The sequence below is a fragment of the Novipirellula rosea genome (assembly GCF_039541335.1).
In the GTDB taxonomy this organism is placed as follows: domain Bacteria; phylum Planctomycetota; class Planctomycetia; order Pirellulales; family Pirellulaceae; genus Novipirellula; species Novipirellula rosea.
The window spans coordinates 82,214-107,871 of sequence record NZ_BAABGA010000031.1; the positions used below are offsets into that span (position 1 = coordinate 82,214).

At 54.4% G+C, this 25,658-nt stretch carries 22 protein-coding genes and 1 tRNA gene; 7 read left to right on the forward strand and 16 right to left on the reverse strand.

Annotated features, from left to right (window positions below; genetic code table 11):
- Positions 1-360 precede the first annotated feature (360 nt).
- Positions 361-1,632, reverse strand: a complete 1,272-nt coding sequence (locus tag ABD971_RS12445; protein WP_345322482.1) for a mechanosensitive ion channel domain-containing protein — start codon at positions 1,630-1,632, stop codon at positions 361-363.
- Between the two features lie 354 nt (positions 1,633-1,986).
- Here ABD971_RS12445 and ABD971_RS12450 point away from each other — a divergent pair, with 354 nt between their 5' ends.
- The 3 genes from ABD971_RS12450 to ABD971_RS12460 all read left to right on the forward strand — a co-directional run bounded on the left by ABD971_RS12450 (position 1,987) and on the right by ABD971_RS12460 (position 3,743).
- On the forward strand, positions 1,987-2,487 hold the full coding sequence (locus ABD971_RS12450) for a YciE/YciF ferroxidase family protein (RefSeq protein ID WP_339943056.1): 501 nt from the start codon (positions 1,987-1,989) through the stop codon (positions 2,485-2,487).
- Between the two features lie 229 nt (positions 2,488-2,716).
- On the forward strand, positions 2,717-2,902 hold the full coding sequence (locus ABD971_RS12455) for a hypothetical protein (protein ID WP_339943054.1): 186 nt from the start codon (positions 2,717-2,719) through the stop codon (positions 2,900-2,902).
- Positions 2,892-3,743 (forward strand): cysteine peptidase family C39 domain-containing protein, encoded by an 852-nt coding sequence (locus ABD971_RS12460; protein ID WP_345322485.1) that lies wholly within the window; start codon positions 2,892-2,894, stop codon positions 3,741-3,743. The genes ABD971_RS12455 and ABD971_RS12460 overlap by 11 nt, the downstream gene beginning before the upstream one ends.
- Before the next feature lie 73 nt (positions 3,744-3,816).
- Here the strand turns inward: ABD971_RS12460 and ABD971_RS12465 are convergent, their stop codons facing one another.
- The 15 genes from ABD971_RS12465 to ABD971_RS12535 form a co-directional block, all read right to left on the reverse strand.
- On the reverse strand, positions 3,817-4,182 hold the full coding sequence (locus tag ABD971_RS12465; protein WP_345322487.1) for a hypothetical protein: 366 nt from the start codon (positions 4,180-4,182) through the stop codon (positions 3,817-3,819).
- Between the two features lie 267 nt (positions 4,183-4,449).
- Positions 4,450-5,754, reverse strand: a complete 1,305-nt coding sequence (locus ABD971_RS12470) for a hypothetical protein (RefSeq protein WP_339943047.1) — start codon at positions 5,752-5,754, stop codon at positions 4,450-4,452.
- 51 nt (positions 5,755-5,805) lie between these two features.
- A complete protein-coding gene (locus ABD971_RS12475; protein ID WP_345322489.1) occupies positions 5,806-6,909 on the reverse strand; it encodes a baeRF3 domain-containing protein in 1,104 nt (367 codons plus the stop codon).
- 103 nt (positions 6,910-7,012) lie between these two features.
- Positions 7,013-8,431 carry a DUF2254 domain-containing protein gene (locus ABD971_RS12480; RefSeq protein ID WP_345322491.1) on the reverse strand — a complete coding sequence of 473 codons (1,419 nt, stop codon included), beginning with the start codon at positions 8,429-8,431 and terminating at the stop codon, positions 7,013-7,015.
- Between the two features lie 264 nt (positions 8,432-8,695).
- On the reverse strand, positions 8,696-8,974 hold the full coding sequence (locus ABD971_RS12485) for a hypothetical protein (protein ID WP_345322493.1): 279 nt from the start codon (positions 8,972-8,974) through the stop codon (positions 8,696-8,698).
- Positions 8,975-9,352: 378 nt separating this feature from the next.
- Entirely contained in the window at positions 9,353-9,979 is a 627-nt protein-coding gene (locus tag ABD971_RS12490) for a class I SAM-dependent methyltransferase (protein WP_339943040.1), read from the reverse strand.
- Positions 9,980-10,458: 479 nt separating this feature from the next.
- Entirely contained in the window at positions 10,459-10,692 is a 234-nt protein-coding gene (locus ABD971_RS12495) for a hypothetical protein (protein ID WP_339943039.1), read from the reverse strand.
- A gap of 112 nt (positions 10,693-10,804) precedes the next feature.
- A complete protein-coding gene (locus ABD971_RS12500) occupies positions 10,805-11,263 on the reverse strand; it encodes a CsbD family protein (protein ID WP_339943037.1) in 459 nt (152 codons plus the stop codon).
- 363 nt (positions 11,264-11,626) lie between these two features.
- Positions 11,627-12,475 carry a transglutaminase-like domain-containing protein gene (locus tag ABD971_RS12505; protein ID WP_345322496.1) on the reverse strand — a complete coding sequence of 283 codons (849 nt, stop codon included), beginning with the start codon at positions 12,473-12,475 and terminating at the stop codon, positions 11,627-11,629.
- A 54-nt stretch (positions 12,476-12,529) separates the two neighbouring features.
- Positions 12,530-12,892, reverse strand: coding sequence for a response regulator (locus ABD971_RS12510; protein ID WP_339943033.1), 363 nt, complete (start codon positions 12,890-12,892; stop codon positions 12,530-12,532).
- 226 nt (positions 12,893-13,118) lie between these two features.
- Complete coding sequence (locus ABD971_RS12515; RefSeq protein ID WP_345322498.1) at positions 13,119-15,878, reverse strand: response regulator; 2,760 nt, start codon at positions 15,876-15,878, stop codon at positions 13,119-13,121.
- Entirely contained in the window at positions 15,868-17,934 is a 2,067-nt protein-coding gene (locus tag ABD971_RS12520; protein WP_345322500.1) for an AI-2E family transporter, read from the reverse strand. Before ABD971_RS12520 ends, ABD971_RS12515 begins: the two co-directional genes overlap by 11 nt.
- 200 nt (positions 17,935-18,134) lie before the next feature.
- Positions 18,135-18,653: a response regulator gene (locus tag ABD971_RS12525; protein ID WP_339943028.1), complete on the reverse strand. Its 519-nt coding sequence runs from the start codon at positions 18,651-18,653 to the stop codon at positions 18,135-18,137.
- A gap of 478 nt (positions 18,654-19,131) precedes the next feature.
- Positions 19,132-19,929: a phosphatase PAP2 family protein gene (locus ABD971_RS12530; RefSeq protein WP_339943026.1), complete on the reverse strand. Its 798-nt coding sequence runs from the start codon at positions 19,927-19,929 to the stop codon at positions 19,132-19,134.
- Between the two features lie 273 nt (positions 19,930-20,202).
- A tRNA-Pro gene (locus tag ABD971_RS12535) sits at positions 20,203-20,276 on the reverse strand.
- A 587-nt stretch (positions 20,277-20,863) separates the two neighbouring features.
- Here ABD971_RS12535 and ABD971_RS12540 point away from each other — a divergent pair.
- The 4 genes from ABD971_RS12540 to ABD971_RS12555 all read left to right on the forward strand — a co-directional run bounded on the left by ABD971_RS12540 (position 20,864) and on the right by ABD971_RS12555 (position 25,585).
- Positions 20,864-21,532: a hypothetical protein gene (locus ABD971_RS12540; RefSeq protein ID WP_345322503.1), complete on the forward strand. Its 669-nt coding sequence runs from the start codon at positions 20,864-20,866 to the stop codon at positions 21,530-21,532.
- A 230-nt stretch (positions 21,533-21,762) separates the two neighbouring features.
- Positions 21,763-23,019, forward strand: coding sequence for a hypothetical protein (locus ABD971_RS12545; RefSeq protein ID WP_345322505.1), 1,257 nt, complete (start codon positions 21,763-21,765; stop codon positions 23,017-23,019).
- The gene (locus ABD971_RS12550; protein ID WP_345322507.1) at positions 23,016-24,644 is read left to right on the forward strand and encodes a di-heme oxidoredictase family protein; all 1,629 of its coding nucleotides are present in this window, start codon (positions 23,016-23,018) and stop codon (positions 24,642-24,644) included. Before ABD971_RS12545 ends, ABD971_RS12550 begins: the two co-directional genes overlap by 4 nt.
- 65 nt (positions 24,645-24,709) lie before the next feature.
- Positions 24,710-25,585, forward strand: a complete 876-nt coding sequence (locus tag ABD971_RS12555) for a hypothetical protein (RefSeq protein ID WP_345322509.1) — start codon at positions 24,710-24,712, stop codon at positions 25,583-25,585.
- Positions 25,586-25,658: the final 73 nt, after the last annotated feature.

Below are 25,658 nucleotides of genomic sequence, written 5' to 3' on the forward strand. Positions count from 1 at the left end.
CCTCGATTGTCAGCACACATGTATTTTGTTTATCTGCGTCTTGACCCTGCCGTTCGGCAAAGTCTTGAAGTGCGAAGCAACCGTTCGCCCCCATTCGCAGCTAGCAGGCCAGATGAAGCACATCACGTGCCAAACCGTCGGCACTCGTTCCCGGTGACAATACTGCCGTCTCGCCGACCGCTAGCGATCCAGCTTGATTTCTGACCACCCGAACATGGAACTTGAAACAGCCCCCCCCAGAACTTGCACCCCATCCGGCCAAGCTGTGCGATCAGCGACCACGCCCCGAGCCTGCTGGACAACGGACAACGTGCGTTCCCGCAAATGGCATCTGCTTTAGTAGCGTTCGCGTTTTTACTTCTAAGGACGCTGTCCAGTCGCCTCCTGAGCGGAACTTTGCTCCTCGAGCCTGATCCTGGCCTCGGGGTCTTTGAAGACCAACGTGCGGTATGGAAACGGAATTTCGATTTTCGCATCATCCAGTTCCCGCTTGATCGCCGCAATTACTTCGTCGCGGCTGCGACGAATGTCAAGCGGCTTGGATCCCGTCCACCATGCGACTTCGAAATTGATGCTCGAACTCGCAAAGTCTTGGGCAAAGATCTCGACGGTGCGAACGCCTTCGACCGATTCACATCCCTGAACCGCTTTGCGAATGACTTCACGCGACTTGTCCACGTCCTCGTCATAGGCAACGCCACAGATGATGCGAACGCGTCGCTGGGGTTGGTTGGTCAACACGTCCACGGTGCTTTTAAACAGATTCGCGTTTGGCACGACCGCCAATTCGCCGTCGAGTCGCCGGATCAACGTGTTGCGAATCGTGATTTTTTCGACCCGGCCCGTGAGATCTTCGCAGGTGATGAAATCGCCGCGGTCAAACGGATACCGCCATAGGATCAAAATCCCAGCGAAGAAATTTTCAAAGATGTCTTTAAAGGCGAAACCCACCGCGACCGACCCCAACCCCAATACGGTCAACGCCTTGGATGGGGTCATACCGGGGAACGCAACCACGGTCGCGGTTAACACTCCGACGATCCACACCGCGATTGAAACGAGCTGGTAAACCAAATCCTTTAAACTCGTTCGCAGTTTTCGATTAGTCAGAATTCGGACAATCGACCAACCAACGAATTTTGCCAACAGCGCGGTGACCACCAACACGATCGCAGCGGCGATCAACAAAGGCGATCGCACCAGCAGATCACGCCACAATTCATTTAAACTTTCGCCGATGACCTGTTTACTGGAACTGAGTTCGACCGCACTGTTGACGTCCAGCTTATTGATGACGGCGATCACGTCCTGCGTTCGTCGCGCCGTACTTCCCGCCCATTCGCGATGCTCCTCGGTATCCGCCATGCCAGAGACGGTAACAATGCCGTTGTCCGAATCGATCTCGAGATCACTGTACCAGCCTGATGATTCGAAGATCCGCCGCAACCGCGATGCAATCGCGGAATCCTCGACCACATTTTCAACCTCGACCGTTGGCTGTGACTCAGCCTTGTCGTCGGCATCCACTAAAGAGGCGTCTTGAGCGAACGTCCGCGATGCGAAAACGATGACGAATCCCAGGAGGAGTGCGAAATCGCGAATCAATCGGCTGGGTACATGATGAGTTTGCATTTTGGATTGGATTACGCGAGAAGCAGAAAAGAGGCGATCGACACGGCGAACCCGCGGCAATGATCAATCGGAGTGGTCCGATGCAAAACAATTTTGCCAACATTCTCTTTGATCACATTGCATTCGGCCTGCATTCGGCATGCCATTGCGTTGTCGTGTCACCCCACGCCGTGTCACCCCCGCAGCGGAATGCATCGCATGAAGCTACGCCGCCGAGCAGGGAGAGAGAGAGCGAGATAAATGCTTGCGGTACACAATATGCTCATCTTGGTCATGCTCTGCGGTGACGCGCTGCGAATGGATTGCGTCCCATTACCTGTTAATACATCCCTACTGATAGAAGGCGTCATGATCATGAAACTTGACTCACTGAACAAACTGTACATTCACGAGCTGAAGGACCTGTACAGCGCGGAGACTCAATTGGTCGAAGCACTTCCGAAAATGCAGGAAGCCGCCAGCAATGCCGACTTGAAGCAAGCGTTTGCGGATCATTTGGCAGAAACCAAAACTCACGTTACTCGCTTGGAATCGATCTTTAAAGAACTTGATTTCGAGCCAGGCGGACACAAGTGCGCGGCAATGGAAGGCTTGATCGAAGAGGGCGAAGAATTGATCAAGAGCGACATTGACGCTCAAGTGCTTGATGCCGCATTGATCGCTGCAGCTCAACGGATCGAGCATTACGAAATGGCAGGCTATGGCACGGCGCGTACGTACGCTGAGAAGCTTGGCAGCCAAACGGCAGCTGATACGCTGCAAGAAACGCTCAACGAAGAAGGGCTCGCCGATCAAAAATTGACGCGACTAGCCGAACGCAAAATCAATTTCCTGGCGTTGGGCGCGATCGGTTAACTCAAGCACAGCACGCCCCCTCGTGCCAACCAGACGTGACAAAGAATCTCGCGAGTTGTTTCCCAACTCGCGATCGTCTCGCTGAAAACTGGCATGCCCTTTGCTTCAATCTTTTTCGTGTTGTACTCACTCGGATTACAACCATTGCTCTCCATTTCATGACTCGAACGTCAGCATCACTGGATCTGACTTTCGCCACAAGCTTTCATCACAAGGATTGACTGTTACAATGACCACGCCAAATGTCCAAACTGTCCATGGTGTTTCGCATCCCACCCGTGACGAGGCGATTAAAAATAGCCCGGACGATGCCGCCGAACCGCCTCATGAAACCTCGACGCAAATGTATCGCGAAGAAACAGCCGAGCGATTGATTGAGAATAACGAAGCGGCTCGAGATCAAAATGGCAATTGACTTGATGGTCGCGATCGCGGTCATGACGGTGATCGCAATCGCATGTGGAATGTTTGCCGCCACCTATGCTTATTCGAGCAAGGGGCAACGCACGATCCTGTGCCTGACGCTGGCCGTCTTTGCGATGGTCTATTTTCTGTTTTATGGATCCGGCCAACTGTTCTGGGCCAAACTTGTCCCATTCTCGGCGGCGATCATCTACACCAACTTTGCAGCCATTTTTGCGGCGTTGGCAGCGGGATGGGCATGGCGGTTACCCAACACACCTAGGTGGCGTCGTGGAACACTCGCCACACTGTTGGCCCTCAGTTCCTTGGCTGCGATCAATTGGCCCCTGCTTTCAATCGCAGTCCGGCCACCACCGCAAGGCGGTGATGATTGGGAAAACGGGGTGGCGATGCAAACGTCTTGGGCCACATGTAGCCCAGCCGCCGCCGCGACCCTGTTTCGCGCCGAGGGGATCGATGTTACGGAATCGCAAATGATTCCTTTGTGCCTAACCGATTCGAGTGGCACTCCGACGCTAGGATTGTATCGCGGTGTGAAGTTGATTTCGCAACAACACAACCAAGCGGTTGAAGTGCTGAATGAAACGCATGAGGAAATGCTTGCGAAAGATGATTGGCCGGTCCTGCTGGCGGTCGAGCTACCTTATGGCGTCGAAGATCGTCGTTATGCCGACCAATGGGGCTGGATCCCAGGACTGGGGCATTCCGTCGTTGCGTTGGAAAAACGTCCCGACGGCAGCCTGCTGATCGCCGACCCATCCGTTGGACTCGAATTATGGAACCAACGCGATCTGCAAGTGCTCTGGCATGGCAGCGGAATGCGAGTCAAATAAATCATCGATCCACGTTCTTTGCATGATCGTGGATCGATGACTTTTCAATCAATGGTTTCCTCGAGTGACTGGTTTACTCAGGTGCCGGCACGGATGGTTGGATGTCTTCGACGCCTTTGGGCTCTTGCTTGTCGCGAACGACATTAGGATCACTCAAATCATTTAGCTTCAACGTCAGCTCTTCCTCGGCGTTTTGGACAATCGATTCCGCCTCGCGTTTCGCTTCGCGAACTTCCGCCGCGGCTTCCTCGCGTGCGTCGGCGATGATATCGACCGCTTCTTCTTCGGATTCCGCAACAAGTTCTGCGGCACGCTCACGCGCGGACTCGAGATTCTCTTGAGCTTGTTCCGCTTCTTCACGCGGTGTGGTCGGTTCGCTTTGACAGCCCACGCAACAAACAGTCAACGCCGCGGTGGCAGCAAGGGTAATCATTTTCATGGCAGTTTTTCGAATTGAATATTGCGACGATCCCCGTCGCGATTGGAGGAACAGGAAACAAAGGTCGATTAGGTAACCTTTGGGGAACGTGATCATCGGTGGTGCCCACGCGGGCTAGCCGATGATGGGGTTAGCACTTTGCCAGAGCTTTGTCAGAGCGAAGCATCCGGCTTGGTCGTAGCGGAAGTCGTCACGACTTTTGTTGTATTTTCCGACTGCCCCGAAACTCTCGCGCCAGCTCCGCTACCTTGATTGAGTAACGCAGACCTAGTCGGCGACAGCTTCGAGAATTTCGCGCAGTCGAGGGTCACCTGTTGCCCGTTTTGCGACACTGACGTCAGCTTTTAGCTTGACCATCGCGTCATTGGCTCGGCGAACGACGTTGTCTGCGTTGGTGAACTGGCGCCACACCGCTTGGTTTGCTTCGAGATGAAACTGCACCCAATTCGCATCCGACAGATGCTCCATTCGCTGGCTGGTGTAGCGATCAAGGTCGATTCGTCCTGCGGTGGTCGGTGCAGCACCTGTTTCGCGGGCACCTGTTTCGCGGGCGACCGCTCCGTTACTCGCATTGCGTCGCGCGCTGTTGGCAATAAATTCGTCTTCACCGTCCACCACCACTGCGGGGTCATCCAAATCGATATCGTCATCGCGATCCCCCAACGTATCCCCTTCGGTGCCGGGCGGATCCAGGGGGCGCGGGTTGTTGATGTTGTAGTCCACGTCGGGGTCAAAGTCGTTGCTGTCGTAGATTGAATCTTCGGCATACGGCAATGTGGCGGAGCGAGTCATCACTTCCCGTTTGCTAATGCGATCGGACGCGGGCGGCTGCAACCCACGCTGGCCCGCCGCGGCAGCGATCGCTCCTTCGACACCATCTTCGATCGCGTCCGCCCGATTGCGTGACTCCCTTGCCGTCTCGTCGATGTAATCATCAACGCGATAGGGTGCCACTTCCAAACGGGTCGCGGGGGCAATCAGCTCATCATCAAGCCCTGGGTCGTCACGACCGGACGGCGTTTCCGTATCGAAACGTTTTAGCCCCTCCGCAGCGGTTCTTGCTTCACCACCGGCCGCGACGTCACGTCGTTGCTCGCGTTGTCTGGCGGCCCTCTGTGCCGCCATCGACGCTTGATTTCCAACCACAGGATCAAGCGAACTTGCGATCGCTTGGCCCACCGCTTCGGGGCTTGGCAACGATGTTGATTCCGAGTCGCTTTCTTGATTCCGAGCAGACTCGCGGTTCGTCGTCTGCGTCGCGCGATCCACATGCCGCCATCCAAATGCTTCCAATGCGTCGATCAACTGCGATGACTGGCGAGCAATCGCTTTGAACGTTTCGGCTTGTGCCGGTGTCTCGGCCTGTTTAGCGGCTTCGATCGCCAACCGCTCCGTCAGACTGGCGTCACTCCAGATCACTCCCGCCAGTGCCCAATCACTAATCTGACCAGGCGATCCATCGGGGACGGCGGAACGAGCCTGAGACGGTTCATCGGCACGGACCGTGACCAAGGTCGCGATCGCCAAGGCCAGATAGGCAAAGAAGAATACAAGCGTTCGTTGATTTTGCATTTGGGTCACCCAAGGGGTTAGTGAAGTTGAAAACGATTCAATGATTTCAACTTAGAATCGATAGATCGCGGCAACTTCAGCTGCCTCGCTTGAACCATCATTCAGCTTGCTGAAAACATCTCCGCCGTTTCGCAGTGTTTCGATCACGACTTGGTTGACGCGATTCAGTTCACGTGCGCCATCGCGAATCATCACGGTATCAATCCGACCATTTTTCGCTGCGTCCAAGACGTCTGCGATATCGCTGGACCCCTTCGACTGCGCGACCGCGGTTCCGAACCGGTCTTCGAATTTGTCGTGCTGCGCCCCCAATATCGGAGCGATCGCTTTGTGAGCGTGATCGCGAAGCTCGACCTCGCTCCACTGCGACGGACTGGCCCCTACTTTCGCGTCCACACTGACGTCGCTGACCGCCCGCAGATGACCGTTGACCTCTTCGGTTGCGACCACGACTAGTGGCAAGCCTGTGTTGTACATCGCGCCGACAACTTCCTCGCCAACCAATGACAAGTAATGTTCACGATCGGCTTCGATTTTGTCTTCACCCTGGCCGTGGCCATGGAACATTGCCGTCGATGACCCTCCGGCATTACCGATACTTTGGTGACTTCGGTTTTGCAAGCTCACCTCGGGATCTCGCGGCAAAATCAAATCGTTGAACTTGGCTGGCAGCGAATCGGTTTCAATCAGTTCAAGCGACTCACCGCGACGCTGATACAATTTTGCTTCATCCCAGGTCAGCGAAAGCACGAAGTAGCGATCGCGGTTGCCTTGTTCGCGAATCAGCGGCAACAACAAAAATGTTTCACCGACATGGACGATTTCGTCCACTTCGCGATTCAAGCGAAACATTTGACACTCATCCGGCGTTACGAAAATCGCGAGCCCTTCGCCTTGATGCTGCCAGAAATTGCTTACTCTGACCGCCTCTTTAACTTGATCTAGAATTGCATCGTCGTGATCCAGCGACTTCAGCTTTTTGCTGGCGTCGTTAAGTAGATTCTTGAGCCGAATCGATCCTTGCTGAGTGTCCGGCCCCGAGCGGTGGGTACGCATCAGAATCGAAACGCATGGCTTGGCAGTGATAGAGGCGAGTTCTTCGAGGTCACCAGGTTTCAGTGTTTGCAGTATTGTTTCGCTGGTTGTCATAGCCATCGGGCGTTCCCTTTTTAGCGTGAGGAGCGTTTTAGTCTGTCATCACCCCAACCGTGCAAACGGGATGCCGAGATCGGCAAAACCAGTGGTTTATCGAGATCGGCTAGGCTCGACCGCCAACCCAATTGCCGGTATCGAGAACGCGTTGGCGATACAGTGGATCGCGAAGCAACCAGACCATCGAGCGAAAACGATCCGACAACAGTTTCATACCACTTTGATCGTTCAACGCTCGCTTGCACTGGCGTCGAAGCGTTCCGGCGTGCCGCACCAATAACCGGCGATGCGAATCACATTTCGTTGACAATGCCACCTTCGCCATCATTTCCATCATGTGGATCGAAGCATTGCGATCGGCGGCGACATAAGGCCGTAGCTGATCAAAAACGAGCGAGGCAAAATCGCTAAACGTTTCGGGTTCCGCCACGATCCGCAGTTGATGGCCCGAATCGTAGCGATAAGCATCAGGCATCTCACGCTCGGCTAAATGCTCGAGTGCCGATTGCAGCCAATCCATGCAATTGATGGCGGTAAAAGGATCATTGACTCCAGGTGAAAGCGCTCGCTCGGCCACTTCGACCAGCTGGTTGAACACGAACCGCAGGTTTTGCTTTGCAGTCCGCTGAGCCCCCGATACAAAGGTTGCTCTTAATTGTTCGACAATCTCGTCGCTGACGCGTGAATCCGGCGATGCCAACATCAATACATTGCCTGGAGTGATAAAATCACCCGCGCGAAAACGCATGCGGATCGTCAGATCGTTATCGACCGCGATTTTCATTACGCCGTCGGTATCAACAAACTCAACATACCCGGAACCTTTGGAGCGAATCGTTTTTGCGGTCTCATATAACATCTTCGGAAGATTCGACTCGACTTGCCGCTCCGTGACATCGTCGTGTGGCTTGCCGATACGCGCGGGAAATTGATCGTCAATTTGTCGGTTCAAATCGCCTCCGATCCCCGCGACGATATTCGAGATGTGAATGCTCTCGGGAATATGGTGAATAAAGTAGATCAACACCGCAACACTGAGGATCGCCAGCATGATCCCGACGATCACGGCAATATGAGGCACAAACGCCGACGCTAACTCTTGCTGCCCCGCGTCACCGTGCGGCGCCGACTCGGCGTTACGAACGGTTCGCAGCACCATCAAACAATATAAAAACGTCGAAATAAACACGCCCAAGGTGACTTGGTTTCCTCGGTCCCGCATAAAGTTATTCAGCAGCCGCGCCCCGACTTGCGATGTTGTATAGGAGATCGACAGGATCGTCATCGAAAACGTCACTCCCGCCACGGTGATCATCGACCCTGCGACAGTTGACAAAACGGCACGGGCTCCGGCGGGTTCGTTTGCGTACAACCAACCAATCTTCTCTAACCATTCCGATCCCAATCGGTTGTCCATTTCGGTCGTGACGAACGACAACACAAGGGCTCCGATTGCCAACAACGAAGGGATAAACCAGTAGCTATCGCGAATGCGTGATGTCCATGTGATGATGAGAGCTTTCATGAGCCGCAGTCACGCTGCATAGGTCCTCGGTAGAAAAGATGATGAGCCCTCGATGACCGGCCGCCGATCGCAACAGCAAATCGCAGACACCCTAAAACAACCGACGCGTGAATCCATCCTTCGATCGATTCACGCGTCAGCGTTCATTCGTTATTGCGTCCAAACCGCCGTCAGAGGTTTCGGGATTCAACCCGCTGCATCCTTACTTGCAATCAAGCCCGACTGGGAAGCAGGCGGCATCAACGACGAAGCAATCGATGTTGACTATTCTTCGTCGTCAGGAACGCTGACATCGACGTCCGGAACCGAAATTTCTTTTTCTTTCATGTTGACGTCAACGTCAGGCACGTCGACTTTCTTCTTCTCCATCGAAACGTCAACATCGGGGCCGTCGACATCATAGGCAGGCAATTTCCCTGGGTCGCCATCGACATCCACATCGACGTTGGGCATCCGCCCCTCTTCGGTCTTATCGACGTCGCAACCGACGGTCACAAACGCCATCAACAAAGCCGCAGTAAGACTCGCAAATTTCTTGATCATGATTTTTTTATCCAACAGTTCGTTGGTGACCGGCAGCACAAACAAACGGTGATTCGACAAGCAACAGTCCGGTTAACAGGCCACCATTTGCAAGCACCGTGCCAACTTTGACCGACATGCAATAAATTGCCAATTTCGTCCAAATCTTGGCAAAACAACCTCATCTCTGCTCAATCATCCCTCAACATGGTTGATTGCAATTCAGATTGCGAAGCTCGGATGACGTTTGTGGCCTATCTCGGACGGCTAACAGAAGAGCGACCTGGCCTTGGAACTCGCCCGGTCGCGGCGAGTGAAACGTGCAAAATTTACCGGGCGGCTCGCGCCGCTCCGCTACAGAAAACTCTCGCTCGGCGTCAAACGCGCTGGCACCGGGCGCTAGGCGATGTCCCGTACCATCGATGGCGATTCGATCTTTCGCCATGTGAACACGGTCAATGGTGGGATATTGATCGGGATGAACTCGGTCTCGGCGGGACCGAACAGCGGACGTGCAAAACGTTCGACATCCGAACGAACTTGATAGGCAATAAACTCACCCCCAGGCTTTAGCACTTGATGAATCGCGTGAACGAGGTCTTTCGCTACTGCGGGTGGAATCGCGCTGAAAGGCACCCCCGACACGATCACGTCGGGGCGTCCAAATTGATGTTGCTCGAGCAACGCCAGCAGATCGGTCGCATCCCCGATCTGAGGTGTGAATCGTGGATCAGCAATCTCGTCCAGCGCTTCGCGGAAGGCATCGGTTTTCTCAATCGCAAGCAGGCGAGCGTCCGGACGCATTTGTGACAATAGCGACAGTGTGGTCCCCCCGGCTCCTGGGCCAAGTTCGACCACCGATGAAGCTCGGCGGACACAGTCGCGATCCGCAATGTTGTCCAGCAAGAAGGGCGAGCTTGGACAAATCGTGGCAACCTGGCTCGGCTGCTTCATCCAAGCCCTGAAAACATGAAACGCCCGCTTTGCAAACGAAGTCGTCTGCGGTTGTCCGATTGATAGAGGCATTTGCTAATCCTGCGTTGGTTGCTGATGTATTTTCGATGGGTGTAAATGGATTCGGAATTCATCGATCGCGACCCTTCGCTGGGGATCAAACGCCCTACCATCGCTGCCAACCCCATTCGCCATGAACCGGACGAAGCTAGGTTGAAAGACCTCGGACACCGCCGAACGAATGGGCACGATGCGACTAAAAGCAAGTCGAAAAGCAAACGTTGTGCCACCGCAATCAAGAGTTGAAAATGAAGGCGTGGGACGCAGTGAGGCGTGCAAGAAATTGCAGGTTGCCAGAATCAGGCAAAAGGGAAAGACGCGTCACGCAAGTCAGCTGCGACGCTGGAAATCGTCGTAGCCCACGACGCGTCGGCAAGAAAACACTCGCGTAGCGCCAATGTCGATGACACTGCGAGCTAACGCGTTGTTTAAAAAAAGAAGTAGGTCGCGCGGCAACGATGGCCGCACGACCCAGGGGAGCGATTCGAAGTTTAACCTCGCAGCTTCCAGCCTACGATCAAACCGAGCCCGAAGCACCACATCGCCGCGACATCCGGCTTTTCGTGCGCGTATTCACTAAGCCGTCCCATGATATCCTTGGCTGGCTCGGTGACATAATGAGTGCTGCACTCTTGCAATTTTTCAGCAGCCGCCTGGGTGGTCGGAGAGGCAGTCGAGCCCGTACGTTGGCCCGACTTTTCGCTACGCATCGTGGGTGAGTTCATGAATCAGTTCCTTTTTGTAGATTTTGTTTGTGAGAAAATGTTTGGGTAACGAGATAGAAGGATTCGCGATTACGCGGTTTCGCTAATCGCCGATCGAGCAATCCGGCCGGACCTAGCGCGACCAGCGGTCACGCCACGTGGGTTCGGGTTGCCGGCGACCTGCGATCGATAACCCGATGGCGATCCCGGTAATTAAGCCGACTCCCAACGCCGCCACCACTGATTCAAGCGGTCGCTGCGAAAGCACTTCGGTGGAATGCTCGTATCCTTCGCGTGCTCGGCGAGCGACTTGCTCGTAACCTTCACGCATCGATTCACTGGCGGTTTCAGCATAGTTGGATGCCATTTCCGAGAACTGGCCACTCTGCGAATCACAATTTTCACATGCCTCACTCAGAAATGCTTCCACCTGCTCGCGTCCCTGGCCTGTCTTCTGTTGGATCAGCCCGATCAATTGGTCCGTATCGCCTTCGACTTGACTCAGTTCGTCATCCGTGATCTGGCCGTACTTTTTCTTGACTGCACCAGTAATCGAATTCCATTTGCCGCTAATTTCTTGCTTCGTAACCATGAGTCACCTGTGTTGAGAAAGTGGGTGTTTTGTAGATCCAGCGTTAGCAAACACCGTCGCTATTGCTAACATTTCGCCACGATGTTGTTTGAAACGATTGACGTTCATCAAAACCATCGAGCTCGCTGTCGTTGACGAAAGCAGTAACCGATGCAATTGGCGTACCGATGAACGGGACGGGTGGGCACAGTCAAATCAATTCGGGTGAATCAATTCTAAAAAGATTCATTCGAGATCCGCTGCCGCGGCGAATCGGTCGATCCGCCGATTGAAGCCGCATGTGTGAAAAACAATCAAACTGGGCGTCCGCCGCACATCCCCACTATATCGCGCCCGCTATATCGCGCGAGGCTCGCCCGTCGCTCAGGCGGTCGAGACTGCGGGCGGCTGCTCACTGTTGGGCGATTTTTGGACGTCCGCAGCGGTGTTTGCCCACACGCCTTGAGACGTCAAATTGGTGTTGCCGGTAATGGTTGCGATCGAAACATCCGCGGCATCACGCCCGACGCCGATGCGTACCAACCCGCTAACCGGAGCCAATTTCGTGGGATCAAACAAATACCATTGGCCACCGAGATAAGCTTCCACGAATCCGTGGAAATCGGGTGGCTGCAAATCGACGGCATACCCCGCAACGTAACGTGCCGGAATCCCGATGCCACGGCACAGTGCGATGGTTAAGTGGGCGTAGTCACGGCACACGCCCGTTCGTTGCACCAACACATCGGCCGCGGTCGTCGTCGCATTGGTACTGCCGGGCGTGTAATCGAGATGATGGTTCACCCAATCACAAACCGCCTGGACTCGCGCGAACCCACGGTCGAGAGTGCCAAACTCTTCAAATGCGAAACGCAACAATAGGTCACTCTCGCAATACCGACTTGGATTCAGATAGGTCAGCACATCAGGCGGCATATCCGAGACATTGGATTCGGTCACTTCGGTCGATGGATCGACTTCGGGCGTCAATTCAACCGTCGCTCGGTATTTCACTTTCAGGGTGCATGGCTCGACAACAATCCGGTGCATGCGATTGCCTTCACCGCCAATACGATATTGCTCGACGTTGAGCGCAGGGTCAAAGCTGAGATCTTCGGAAACAACGCTCTGATGTGCCGTGGTCGCGGCAGCAATCTGCAGCAGAAAGGTACTCGGAGAACGGACGTCATAAACGAGGTCACTTCCCACATCCACTCGTATCATCGCAAGCATCTCATACAAGAAATAAATTTATGCAAAATTTCAATTGGCAACCGTTGCCATGAATCAAGAAACGCTCAACAGGTGTTCTATTAGCGACAATAATTTGTCCATCTCGACCGGCTTGGTGTGATATTCGGTGCACCCAGCTTCGATCGCTCGCTCGCGATCGCCCGTCATCGCGTGGGCAGTCAATGCGATCACCGGCACGGTGATCCCTTGTTCGCGAATCTGCTTCGTTGCCTCCCAACCGTCGAGCTCGGGCATATTCATATCCATCAGGATCACGTCGGGGCTATCGGCTTGGGCATGTTCAATCCCATCCTTCCCGCCGGTGGCAGTGACAATGTCAAAGCCGCGTCGCTCGAGTCGACGTTTCAAGACATCACGGTTATCGTCGTTGTCGTCAACGATCAAAATACGAGGCATCGGTGTGTTCCTTTATTGATTTTGTTTTGCGGCGGACCGGCAAAGTCACAGGTTTCGCCCCCATATCGTCTACTCTGTCGTTTTCCGCATCAGGAATGCAGATCGCGTTACCGCGGATCAGGCTAGCTCTTCCGTCAAACCTGCAGCCATGATCCTGCACGCCCGATTCCTGCAGGCCACTGAATCCATCAGAACATTCTTTTGACAGGGAACTAGGGATAGGCAACTACTGCGCCGTTGATTGTTGTTTTTCAATTTCTTTGCTCGACTCGGTCTTGGTCGCCTCGGACTCCGTCGAATCCTTGGCGGGTCGCCGAGTCAAATGGGTCACTAAATGACGCACTTCGTCTAACAACTTTCCGCGACTCAGCGAACCTTTTGCCAAAATCCGCTCGACGCTGCCATTTAGTCGAGCGTGATCCTCGCTCGTCAGTTCCATCGCGGTCAGCACCACCACCGGAATGGAAATCCACTGGGGATCCGCTCGCACCACTTCCAAAAACTCGAAACCATCCATTTCCGGCATCATTAAATCGAGCAAAACCACGGCTGGAATTTCACCACGCACACAATCCAGCGCCTCGCGGCCGTTGCCGGCCTGGATCACTCGCCAACCTTGGTCTTCCAGGGTACGGGCGACCGCTCGCCGCGTGGTTTCATCGTCTTCGACCAACAACACATACGATTGGTCGCTCTGCATGTAGCGACGCAGCATCGAAACGAGTTTTTGTCGATCGATCGGCTTGACCAAATACTCGGACGCGCCGAGCATGAACCCCAAATCGTGATCGTCTTTGACCGACTGCATGATCACGGGAATATCCGCCAAATCGTTGTCCGCTTTCAGCGACGCCAACACCGACCACCCGTCCACCTTGGGCATCATCACATCCAAGATGATTAAATCGGGATGGCACTGTTTGGCGCGGGCTAAACCCTCGGCTCCATCGGCAGCAGTAACCGGGCGAATCCCTTCGGCCACCAACACACGCGTTAAAATATCACGAATCGCGGGATCATCATCGATCACCAAGACCACACTCGCACTCTCGGCCAGCGGTGTGGCACGACGTGCCGATATCGTTTCTGCCGCAGCGGATTCGTCACGCTCCTCCGCCGCCTTGGCTGTATCAACCTTGTTCAAGTTTTCAGGCAACGACACGGTGAACGTTGTTCCTTCGCCCTGGACACTCGACACCTCAACGCTGCCGCACATCAATTCGGTGAAACGTTTGATGATCGCCAACCCCAATCCCGTCCCGCCATATTTTCGCGTGGTCGAGGCATCGACTTGAACGAACGGCTGAAACAGCTGCGACACTTGCTCGGGCGTCATCCCGATTCCGGAATCAATCACCTCGAAACGCAGCATGTTGTTGCCAGCGTGATTATTGCTGTCGTCGTCATCGCCAGCGACTCGCGAAACGTGTAATCGGATCAGCCCGTTCTCGGTAAACTTACTTGCATTGGACAACAGGTTGTAAAGAACTTGACGCAGCTTCATCACATCCCCCACCATCGTCGAAACATCGTCATCGATCTCGACTTGTAAGCGATTGTGATTTTTCTCAACGAGGGCTTCGACCGTGGAAACGACCTCATCGATCGCATCGGCGACCTCGAACGATTCGGGGAACAATTCCATTTTCCCGGCTTCGACTTTTGACAGATCCAGCACGCCGTTAACAAGTTCGAGCAGATGTTTTCCTGCGGAGCGAATTCGTTTCAAGTCAGGAATAAAATCGGGAACCTGTTGATCTTCGGCCTCTTCGGCCAACAGTTCGCTGTACATGATCACGGCATTCAGAGGCGTCCGCAGCTCGTGACTCATATTGGCCAAAAATTGGCTCTTCGACTCATTGGCGGCTTCGGCTGTCTCTTTGGCCAGCTCTAATTCTTGGCGTGACCGCAACCGCGATGTGATGTCGTTAAACGTGATCACAGCCCCTTCGACAACATCGTTATTTTTCAGTGGAAACGATGAATATTCAACAGGCACTGACTTGCCGTCGAGTCGCCAAAACAATTCATCATCCACGCGGCAACCATCGCCCACGCGAGACGATTTGTAAATCGGACACTCGGTAACCGGAAAGGGATCGCCGTCCGAGGTAGTGTGATGCACTAAATCGTGCATATTTTTTCCCAAGAAGTCATTCGGTTTGCCACCCAGGATCAACGCGCCTGCACGATTCATAAACGTGCAAATTCCTTCGGTATCAATTCCGTAAATGCCCTCGCCAGTCGATTCCAACAAGCGTTGGTTGTAGCGTGCCAGCTCGTCCTTTTCACGAACATGGCGTCGCGACATATCGGCGGACGATGTCTTCAAATTCCAGTGTCGACGAAGCAGATAATAGGTCCCCAACACCAGCAACGACGCGAGCAGCGTCGACAGCAGTAACGAGATCCGAGTGATCGCTAGACGATTCTGCAGTGCGTCGCTGCGCTGCGTCAGCAACTCGTCTTCGGCTTGCTCGATCTCATGAACCAATTCGCGAATGTCGGCCATTTGCTGTGTCCCCACCCGGAGCACCGCTGCCGCTGCGATCGAGTCAGGTTCAGGATTTTGATAGGACAACACAAATTGTTGCATCAGCTCGATCTTAGGTTCGATCAAGTTCGATAGCGATTTAACTCGCTTTTTCTGTTCCGGGTTATCGAGCGTTAATTGCATCAGCTTGGATTGTTGCCGTTCCGCTGCGGCAATCGCACGATCAAATTGGTTGCGATAGATCTCGTCATCCGAAAGCAAGAAGCCTCTACCCGCCGATTCAGCTTGGCTCAACTCGGCACGAATTTCCTGCGTCACCGCCAGCACTTGCCGCGACTGGGACACCCAATCCGCCGACTCAGCGGCTCGTTGCACGTTGCGATAAGTCATCCATGAGGTGCCGATCAAAAACGCTAAAGCGGCAATCAGACCCGCCGGAGCCAACCAGCGTTCCCACTTGGAGACGACATCGAGAATGTCATCACGAGACATGACTGGCCTCTTCGATGCTGGAATTGGGGGGATCGAACGATTTCGGAGGATCGGGTGTCGTGTTATTTACAGTCGCTTGATTCATCTCTTTGAGCAGCACATCGATTTGATGCTTGGTTTGTGCTAACGAAGTGGTCAGATAACTTGCCCCCGCTTCCCGAACGCGAACCAACAACTCGTCATAGTCTTTTATTTTGCCGAGATACGTGACCACAATTGGCACCGATGGCTGGCTCGCGCGAATCTCGTTACACATGTATTTCAACTGGGGCAAACCGCCTGGTGGCAACACCGATAGCACCACGATATCAGGCTGGCTCTCGCTAATTTTCCCGACCACTTTTGAAGGCAACTCTTTGGTGGTGCTGAGATCGACTTCACACTCACCGTCGATCAACCGCGACAACATTGCCAACGCGATTTCTTCGGATTCATGGTGAATGGGATGGCCAAACAGACGTCGACGCGGAGGAGTGCACAGAGCGCTCTCGTCGCAACCGGTCACCGAGTCGTCGCCTCGATCCTCGGACGATACCTGCTGGGCGTCCTTCGCAGCGGCACTCTCCGTCGCATCCGCTTGCTCACTCTCATCGAGAGCAAAGGATTCACGTGTCGCCTTCCAAATGAATTGTTCCTCGGCGGCGCTGATCGAATCCTTGCCTCGCTCGATCCGAGTCCAACTGAGCGCAGGGATCAAGACTTCGTCAAACGCTCGCTCCTGACCAAATTCGTTGGCATATTGCTTGTAAACCCGTCGCCCCTCAGTAAAATCCTGAGCCAACAAACGCTGAAAGAATTGCAGACGCGCATCCAACACGGGCTGCTCGGCAAGCAATACCTTGAGCGAACGGAGATGCGGCAAATGTTGACCGAGCACGACCAAACAGACCGTCAACGGCGTCGACAACAACAATCCAACCGGCCCCCAAACCCACGCCCAGAAAAGGGCCGCAACCAATAACGCGATGGGCGTAAGCCCCGTGGTCTTGCCGAACAACACAGGTTCAATCACGTTGCCGGTCACGAGTTCGCTGACGGTAAAGAACACCAGAACCGCAATGGGCTGCGTCCATCCCGTCGACGTGGCAACGCTGACCAACAACGGAAACAATACCGATGCGGGACTGCCAAGAAAGGGGATAAACCGAAAACAGAGCGTTAAAAATCCCCACAACGGAGCGTAGGGAACATCCATTAAATACAACCCCACCCCGAACCAAAGCCCAAAGCCCGCGTTGACTAACAACAAGTTCAGTAGATACTTGCTAACGCGTTCGGCGGTGTCTCGCATCAACCGCGTGGTACCCGTTAACGCCGCATCCCCCATCAACGAGATCAATCGGTAGCGAATGTCCTCGCGTCGCAACAACAGAAACATGACCAACACAATCACCAACGCTGCGTTGGCGATCGGCTCTACGATTGGCAACAACATCTCGGTGGCCGCCGTGAACGGACTTTCGGGTTCACTTGCGACCACGATTTGCGGAGGCGGGGCCGTGATCTCTTCAACCACCGCAACCTCATCATCCGACGATCCGAGTTCCGCCACTGCACCTTGCTGGGGAAACAATTCGTTGAACATGTTGGAAAGTCGGCTGACCGTCGAATCTTCGCGAAGCTGAAACGCTTCGAGCTTCGTCTTGATCTCGTGCTGATGATTAGGCAAATCGGCCGCCAACGTCTGAACTTGCGACACCAATGCCCATGTCGCCAATCCAATGATCGCGAATGCAAGTCCGCTGGCCAGCAACACTGCAGCCAAACGCCCCAATTTCCATTTTTCCAATACAACGACCAAGGGCGTCAGAATGAACGCCAACAGCACGCTCAAGGCGATCGGCACGAGCACCGGTTTGCCGAAATACAGCAACGCTAACACCATCAACACGGTGCCGAGACTAAAGAAAACTCGGCCGGTGGCCGATTCGCGATCACGTTGGTTGGTCAACCGCCATGCCCTATTGAAGAGAAGAACACATTGCAGAACATGCAACTCGCTGCCTGGTAGAAAATTGGCAAAGTTGCGTGGCGAGCAAGCAAACGCATTTACCATGCCGTGCTACGCAATACTGCGACAGATTGCTGCTTCAGCGTCCCCGAAGGGGCCAGAGAGCGAGTGAGATTTCATCCCAACACGATGGCGATGCAGGTGACAAGATCCTCTGGGCTCGCTGGGTTCTCTGAGTACGCTGGGTTCTCTGAGTAACCGAGAAGACAAGCTTTTTTCAGAGGCACCGTTATCGCGTCACGACGTCAACTGAATTTGGGGCCGTTCTCTTGGACTTCGCGATACAGACGGCGAAGGGTCGGTGAAATCCGCTTGTTCGGCCACGGCTGCTCATGCACCGTGTACTGGAAATCGCGGTTCGCAACGCTGGCGACCTGATCTAATCGCTGGACGACCTGTTGAGTGCGAATTTTGTCCAAAGGCTTTGTCAAGAACACCGTTCCGCCAGCACTCTGTACGAACGATCGAATGTCGTCGTCCTGCAGACTGCTGATTACGATCACGGGGATGGATTTTAGCTGCTCGGATCGGTGATGCCGCAGTGAACACAACAAATCCAGTCCGCTGGCAACGGGCATTTCGATATCGGTGACAATCAGCTGGGGCTGCAACCTTTTGACTGCGTCCCACGCGTCTTCACCATTCGCCGTCGTCGTGCATGCGTAGCCACACTCCGCGATCCAACTGCGCAGCAATTCACGGGATGCGCGTAAATCATCCGCGATCACGCACTGAGGAGAAATAGGATCGGCGACGTTGCTCATAAAATGCTTACCACAATATTAAATTCGCCTTGGTTGGCGTCTGCTTCCATTCCGTCTTTAGAAGCAATTGGCGGGCCAACCTCCGCCGACTGCTGCCTCGACCGACTCAATCGTTCGTCCCCCCAAATGTGCGATCGTTCGCTACGGAAGATCCCTAAAAATCGTTTCGTACACGCCCATTTTCCCACGACGCTGCATCACCAAGCGGCCTGAGTCCTCGCGAATTATTCATACAAAAACAATTCGTGCTACGGGTGTGATCGTTCGTATGGCAACCGGTTGGCAGATTACAGTTCGTCGATCAGCGACCGTCACACAGACGCAGCGGCCGCAACGATGTCCTTGATCGCACGTGAGGGTTCAATGCCGAATACTTTGCCGAATACTTTGGCACTAAACGGGTGGCGTCTGTAGCTGGCATTGGGCGAGGGCCCCCGAACCGGCTTTGTTCTCATCCGGCCGTTCCGACATGCGGCGGTTACTCTTCTGGCGGAGGCAGAGCGGGTGGCTTGGCGAGATGCGATTCACGCAGCTTCAACGACCGCGAGATCAACCAACACAATAACGCCCATACTAAACCCGCAACCCAACCCGCCAGCACGTCTGTCGGGTAGTGCACCCCCATATAGACGCGGCTAAACCCAACCAAGACGGTCACGGCCATCGCCACGGCGATGACATAAAACCGCACCCAAAAATGACGTAGCACCGGCACCACCAATACGGCGAGCGTTAGATAGACCACTGCAGCCATCATCGAATGTCCACTCGGAAAACTGCTGGTGTAGACGAGCGACAGATGAGGTACGAGATCAGGACGAGGACGGGCAAAGAAATGTTTCATCAGCAGACTGGCGGCGATGCCCCCGAGCGTCGAGACCAACAGGAACCCCATCGTTCGATAAACGCGATTGATCGCCAAGAAGCCGGCCGTGGATGCAATCGCCAACAGCAGAACCGCCATTCCTCCGAGTGCTGTCAAATCACGCCCCACCTCGGCCATCCAAGGAGGACCGATCGGACGCGAAAGGTCATCCGCGGCGCGCAAACTGCGAACCGCCCAACGATCAAACGCATTGGTCCCCCCCTCAAGCACCTCGTCGGCGAGTTCGATGAATCCCCAGGTACCGAGTACGACCGCCAAAAATGCGAGCAAGAGGATCGGTTCGCGTCCCCAAAAAAATCGAATGAGGCGGAAAACGGGCCGGTGCATCTCGTGGATTTTCAATTGGATCATATCGCCGCCTAACAGCATGCTGCATGCCAAAATAGCCATCTGGAGCGTTGAGCGTCGAAAAAGCGAGGACGCCCGCCCTTTTGAAAACGCCTTGCCCCCCGAAGCAGCCAGAGCAAAAAATGCTTCATAACGTTGGCCAAAACGGCTAACTCAATCCGCCGTCTCTGGACTAAGGGGGTATGCCGTTTTTACGCCGTGAAGCCCAATCGCCAGCCTTTTCGCACGCCGAAACCGAGAAAACCCGCGACCAGGGTGGAGCAATCCACAAAAAAAGCCCGTGTCTTGCACTGCAAGACACGGGCTTCTCATTGATCGGGGCGACATGATTCGAACATGCGACCTCCTGGTCCCAAACCAGGCGCTCTGCCAGGCTGAGCTACGCCCCGGTGCGGTAAAAAGAGCGACAAAACCACTCTTTCTGCAGCCGGATACCTTACCAAGAAACGAGACATCGCCCGCCACTTGAAGGTTCGAAGGTTGTCGTGTTTTTATCGGTTTTCTGCAACCCCACTTAACACCAATTTTTCATAGATTTTTTGAATTGGTTTTCACCCCATGTCCACTGTTTCCAGCAGATTCCTGCCGGCACTGCAAGCAGAATGGGGAAACCCCGGAACGAGACGTCCGATTTGCCCACCCCTCGATCGTTCGCCAATCGAGCAGCGGGAAGCAGGAAGCGTCTCTAACCATCAGCGAAAGCTCAAGTCGTTGGTTGCCAAAACGGATCGAAAATCCATGGCAGTACTCTGTAACGAACCGATGCACAGATTTTGCTTGACCGCCATCGTGGCATGCGAGATCATGACGGCGACTCAAGCGGTCGCCTCGCCGGGCAGCTGATCCCGTCATCCTGGCCCCAATCATCCTGGCCCCAGTCTCTTCTCTTGCCATTCCCTCGAACGGACAAATTCGCATGCAAGTCTCACTGCTGCCATCAGCTCCCCGGTACTTTGGACGATCGCGAAATTGCGTGATGTCGATCCTCACCCTACTGATCCCACTGGGATTGATGCCAATGCACTTCGCACAGGCTCAACAAGATCCATTCGGCAGCGACACGAAACCTGCCGCGACGCCAGACACGCCGCCCTCGATGACCACTGGGCCGGATGCGATAGAGCAACAACTTCGCGGCAAGTTATCAGAAAAGACATCGATCCACGTCAACGAAGCGTCTCTCAACGAATTCCTACACCTACTGTCTGAAAAAACCAACACGCCGATGGTGCTCGATACTCGGGCGCTCGAAGAAATTGGATTGTCGCCCCAACAACCCGTTCGCGTTTCGCTTCAAAACGCCAGCCTGCGAACGGTACTAAAGATTTCGCTGAGACCACTTGATCTGACCTACATGATCAAAGATGAAGTCATACAAATCACGACGCTGGAGCACGCAGAAAATCATTTGGTGACAAAAGTCTATGCATTAGCGGATCCGCTGAAAGACAAGGCCGCAAAAGTCATCCGCGCCGTGACCTCCACGGTCATCCCGGATACATGGGAAGTCCTCGGCGGCCCAAGTACGATTGTAGCCATTGAAAGTGTATTGGTCGTCTCGACAACGGAGGAAACTCACGAACAGATCGACAGTTTGCTTCGAAAGATCGAAACCGCGATGCAGACGGGCAAAACAAGTTCGTAGCAGCTCTCGTAGCGTTCGTGCCGCGAGCGGCCCGGCTTCATGGGAATCGCTCGACAAAACTCTTGACGAGTGATGAAAACGAGTTACCCGCGGCTTAGCAGCGACAAAAACACGAAAACCGATGCTCCGATTAAACCTTTTGCTTGACGGGCGAACTCGGCACGCTCTAGACTGATCGGTTGAGCGGAGTCGCCGAAACGTTTCAGCCGCCCCACACCCCTGGTGCATCCATGCGAAAACTGCTGCTGATGACGATACTCAGCCTCATCGCTGTGGCCGCTTCGGCAGAGGTCCCTTCGTCGACGATCCTCTGGGAGAAACCGTTCCAAACTCGATCGGAATCCGCTGCCGACAAATCGCTGATTTTGATACTGGTCACCAACGATGATCCGTTCGATGTGGATGCAGGCGGATGGGCCGGAGAGTTGATCGAGGAACCTCTCGCGGAACTCGCTCAGCAGCGAATGGGTTTCGCAGAGCGAGTCACGACTCAATTTCTGCCCGCCGGCATCCCTTCCGCTTTGACCGCAGGCGAATCGCGAAACGTTCCGGCGCGGGCAATCGTCGCGATTTGCAATCGAGACTACCGGTTGCTTTCGTTTTGTGTCGGCATTCCTGACACCGACGAACTTGTCACGTTGATTGAAGACGCCGAAGAAGTGCAAACGTTGGCGGGCATCCACCAAGAAGCCCCCAAACAATTGATCCGTCAATTAGCCGAGCGAAGTGCCGACCGCGTGGGGCGTCGTTGGCAGCAGTGGATGGTCCAGGCGGTGACCGAGATTGAAAACAATCCGGCGGACGAGGCAGCGGCGGATCGCATCGCCCGTCTCGTGCCGCGATTGGAACAGTCGTACTTGGCTGAATCGCAATTGCGATTTGGGTTGTCGGATCCCGAAGACGCGACGCGACTTGGACTGCTGGAACAGCACGTCTGCACACGGCAACCTTGGTGCGAATCGATCATGCCCTTGGTCGCCAATACGGATTTCCGGCAACACTATCGCAAACTAATCGAACCGATTTGGGGCCATCCCCTGGTCAACGCCGACGCCGACGCCACTGAAGTGATCGATTGGGCGGCGCCCCAAAGCGATCACGCAACAACCAAAAAGGAAGGCGTCTTTGTGCTGCTGCTTCAATCCCCGATCGCTAGTGCAATGGCCCCGATTCAAGAAGAGGGTGATGGCAAGAACGAAGCCAAGCAAAGCCGCGTTGCAAAAGCATGGGATCGTGTTGCGGCACAGGTCGCCAAGTTCCCTAATCGCGAAGTCGATCTGCAACAACTTGCCTTGCTGAGCCGGGCGCAACAATGGCCTGCGATTGACATCCAACGCCCTAGCATCGCTCGTTACATCTTTGTTGACGCACAAAAGCCGACACCGCTTGTCGTTCATCTCACGGATTCACCAGGGCGATTCGCATCCGTCTTGCAACGATCCAAACCAAGTTCCCTCGCCAACCTTCAACCGGATCAAGAAAAATGAAACGCTTGTATCGAAACGGGATCACGATGCTCTCTAGCATCCTTACGATGGCCACGCTGGGCGTGTTCCATTGCCAAGCGGTTCAGCCCGACTCGGTCACGCAAGGGCGTGGTCTGTTCGAGCAAGATTGGTCGCCGCGAAACCCGATCACGGGCAATGATGGACTTGGGCCACTCTTTAATAGCACGTCGTGTGTGCGATGCCATTTCCAGGGAGGCGTGGGCGGTGCTGGCGATGCTTCGGTCAACGCATTGACACTTGCCATCGAGCGAATCCATTCGCAAAACAAGCCGCTCGACAATCGTGAACTGCTTGATATTGTTCGATCGGTGCATCCAGGTTTTATTCAAAGCGATGGCACCATCAACAACACCTTGCCGCTTCCGCATCGGGGCGGTTCGGACGCCTACGCACTCAAACGCAAGACGCTGCTGTCGCAAGTCCCGGTCGAATTCAGTCAATCTGGCGGCCCCACGAATTCTGCGGAGGTTCGTTACGTCTCAGCCACCCCGATCAAGATGAATTGGCAACATGGCGATGCGAACATCACGCTCGATGCTCGATTGTTCCAGCGAAACACCACCTCGTTATTCGGAGCCGGTTTGATCGATCAGGTCAGCAATCGTGATTTGGCGATTCAGGCCAAAATACAAGAGCGACATCCCGAAATCAGCGGGCGACCTTCGACGCTCAGCGATGGACGATTTGGCAAGTTCGGTTGGCGGGCCAACGTGGGGTCCTTGGCCGAGTTTATTGATATGGCTTGCGCAAACGAAGTCGGACTGAAAACGCGACGTCAATCGCAACCGAGTGACCCAATGACTCCAGGCTACAACAACCCTGGGATTGATGTTTCCGACAATCAGATCATGGCGATGCGGGACTTCATTGCCGCACTTCCGGCCCCCACACGGATGCCGCCCAAAAATTCGCGGCATGCACAGCAGATCGAGCGAGGCGAACAGGTGTTCGCTTCGCTCGGGTGCATCCACTGTCATCTTCAAGATCTCGGCCCTGCCAAAGGAATCTATAGCGATTTGCTTTTGCATGACATGGGATACGAATCATTGGATCCGAATCATGCCGAGCCCAAGATTGCTCGCGTCATCCCGCTGACTCGGTATGAATCGACCGTGGCCAGACCACCACGGCCGGGTGAGCCTGGGTACTACGGAGCGACCACTCCGATCTTCAACAGAGCTGCAACGAATAAGCAGTATCTGTTCGTGCCGCCGTACCAGCCAACCGAACGGATGAAAATTGTGGACGTGTCATCCCGAGAACGGTACATCGAATTGGAATCCGACGACGAGGAATCGTCGCTTGGTGAGGGCGAAACAAGACAGGTCCTGGTCAAAGAAACCAAGTACGTTCGACTTATTTTCGAGCCGACAAACTTCAATCAGGAATGGAGAACACCACCGCTGTGGGGTGTGCGTGACTCGGCTCCCTACATGCATGACGGGCGAGCGGAAACGCTACTAGAAGCGATCGCCGTGCATGAGGGAGAAGCCTCTGCGACACGCGATCGCTTCCTGAAACTACCGCTGGCCGATCGCCGAGCGGTTTTGGCGTTCCTTGAAACGCTCGCCGCGCCCAGCAACGTTCCGCAGCCAGCGATGTAGAGTAGAGGCTTCGTCGTGGTCAAACCAAAGGTATTGTGATGCGATCGTTTATAACGCTTCTAGTCATGTCGCTATTAGCAACTGCGATTTTGCGACTTTCGTATCCCCCGATCACAGACGGACCGCAACTTAGCAACAGCGTGCGAGGTATTGATTCCGCTCGGTTAACGCCGGCTCTGAACGAAATTGAGATCCCTAACCCAGAATCGACGCCAGAGGCTGGAACGATTGTTCCGGTGCAGGAGTTATCTCCCTACGAATTGCATGTCCAGAATGAGGACGGCTTCGGTAAAGCGCCGGGCAACGGGCGTCATCGTGGTGGTTCACACGTGCTGATGGATGAAAGAGCTGTTCGCTTTATAAACGATGCTATCGCTCAAACGCCTCCAAGCAATGAGACGGGCTTGCTCGAAACCAGCCCCTATGGATTATGGGGCGTTTTGGGGACGCGTGTATCCGAAGAAAAGCGAGGTGACGACCAAACCGCCAGTTCGGCCTTCATCGCTGATGTGCCACACACACCGTCTGGGGACTTTGCCCTCCGCCAAACAGAAATTGCGTTGGCTGATCATGAGTTACAACAAATCTCGTCGCATCAAATTGCCGCCCAGTCCCCTAAAATCTGGACACTAGATTTCATCGAACTTGTCAGTCTTGATCGATTTGATGAACCCGTCGCGTATGTCGAAAAAGAGCTGCCCTCGATGAACACAATCGCATCAGGTGTGCTGAAAACACGTCCACTCAATGATTTTGAAACCAACGCAATCAATCAAATACGTATAGGTGCAAAGTTGCAGACCGAGCGAAGCGGCCACACATTGCGAATGGTGGGCGCGATATTGGCTACAAACGACTGTTTGGCTTGCCACACTGGGAATGCAGGCGACTTATTGGGTGCGTTCACCTATCGATTCACCGCCGTAGTCGACACTCCGTAGTCCAAGAGGCAGGCGGGCAGCTAAAAATCGGCTGTTTTTCGCGATCCAATCTGGCAGCCGCTGCGTAGCTACT

What these genes read in the sequence shown, in the direction of transcription:
- ABD971_RS12445 (WP_345322482.1), bottom strand. Translation starts at nt 1,632, where the DNA reads ATGCAAACTCATCATGTACCCAGCCGATTGATTCGCGATTTCGCACTC.
- ABD971_RS12525 (WP_339943028.1), bottom strand. Translation starts at nt 18,653, where the DNA reads ATGAGCAACGTCGCCGATCCTATTTCTCCTCAGTGCGTGATCGCGGAT.
- ABD971_RS12500 (WP_339943037.1), bottom strand. Translation starts at nt 11,263, where the DNA reads ATGGTTACGAAGCAAGAAATTAGCGGCAAATGGAATTCGATTACTGGT.
- ABD971_RS12515 (WP_345322498.1), bottom strand. Translation starts at nt 15,878, where the DNA reads ATGTCTCGTGATGACATTCTCGATGTCGTCTCCAAGTGGGAACGCTGG.
- ABD971_RS12485 (WP_345322493.1), bottom strand. Translation starts at nt 8,974, where the DNA reads ATGATCAAGAAATTTGCGAGTCTTACTGCGGCTTTGTTGATGGCGTTT.
- ABD971_RS12550 (WP_345322507.1), top strand. Translation starts at nt 23,016, where the DNA reads ATGAAACGCTTGTATCGAAACGGGATCACGATGCTCTCTAGCATCCTT.
- ABD971_RS12465 (WP_345322487.1), bottom strand. Translation starts at nt 4,182, where the DNA reads ATGAAAATGATTACCCTTGCTGCCACCGCGGCGTTGACTGTTTGTTGC.
- ABD971_RS12545 (WP_345322505.1), top strand. Translation starts at nt 21,763, where the DNA reads ATGCGAAAACTGCTGCTGATGACGATACTCAGCCTCATCGCTGTGGCC.
- ABD971_RS12475 (WP_345322489.1), bottom strand. Translation starts at nt 6,909, where the DNA reads ATGGCTATGACAACCAGCGAAACAATACTGCAAACACTGAAACCTGGT.
- ABD971_RS12495 (WP_339943039.1), bottom strand. Translation starts at nt 10,692, where the DNA reads ATGAACTCACCCACGATGCGTAGCGAAAAGTCGGGCCAACGTACGGGC.
- ABD971_RS12490 (WP_339943040.1), bottom strand. Translation starts at nt 9,979, where the DNA reads ATGCCTCTATCAATCGGACAACCGCAGACGACTTCGTTTGCAAAGCGG.
- ABD971_RS12505 (WP_345322496.1), bottom strand. Translation starts at nt 12,475, where the DNA reads ATGCTTGCGATGATACGAGTGGATGTGGGAAGTGACCTCGTTTATGAC.
- ABD971_RS12540 (WP_345322503.1), top strand. Translation starts at nt 20,864, where the DNA reads ATGTCGATCCTCACCCTACTGATCCCACTGGGATTGATGCCAATGCAC.
- ABD971_RS12480 (WP_345322491.1), bottom strand. Translation starts at nt 8,431, where the DNA reads ATGAAAGCTCTCATCATCACATGGACATCACGCATTCGCGATAGCTAC.
- ABD971_RS12450 (WP_339943056.1), top strand. Translation starts at nt 1,987, where the DNA reads ATGAAACTTGACTCACTGAACAAACTGTACATTCACGAGCTGAAGGAC.
- ABD971_RS12470 (WP_339943047.1), bottom strand. Translation starts at nt 5,754, where the DNA reads ATGCAAAATCAACGAACGCTTGTATTCTTCTTTGCCTATCTGGCCTTG.
- ABD971_RS12530 (WP_339943026.1), bottom strand. Translation starts at nt 19,929, where the DNA reads ATGGCTATTTTGGCATGCAGCATGCTGTTAGGCGGCGATATGATCCAA.
- ABD971_RS12455 (WP_339943054.1), top strand. Translation starts at nt 2,717, where the DNA reads ATGACCACGCCAAATGTCCAAACTGTCCATGGTGTTTCGCATCCCACC.
- ABD971_RS12555 (WP_345322509.1), top strand. Translation starts at nt 24,710, where the DNA reads ATGTCGCTATTAGCAACTGCGATTTTGCGACTTTCGTATCCCCCGATC.
- ABD971_RS12460 (WP_345322485.1), top strand. Translation starts at nt 2,892, where the DNA reads ATGGCAATTGACTTGATGGTCGCGATCGCGGTCATGACGGTGATCGCA.
- ABD971_RS12510 (WP_339943033.1), bottom strand. Translation starts at nt 12,892, where the DNA reads ATGCCTCGTATTTTGATCGTTGACGACAACGACGATAACCGTGATGTC.
- ABD971_RS12520 (WP_345322500.1), bottom strand. Translation starts at nt 17,934, where the DNA reads ATGGTAAATGCGTTTGCTTGCTCGCCACGCAACTTTGCCAATTTTCTA.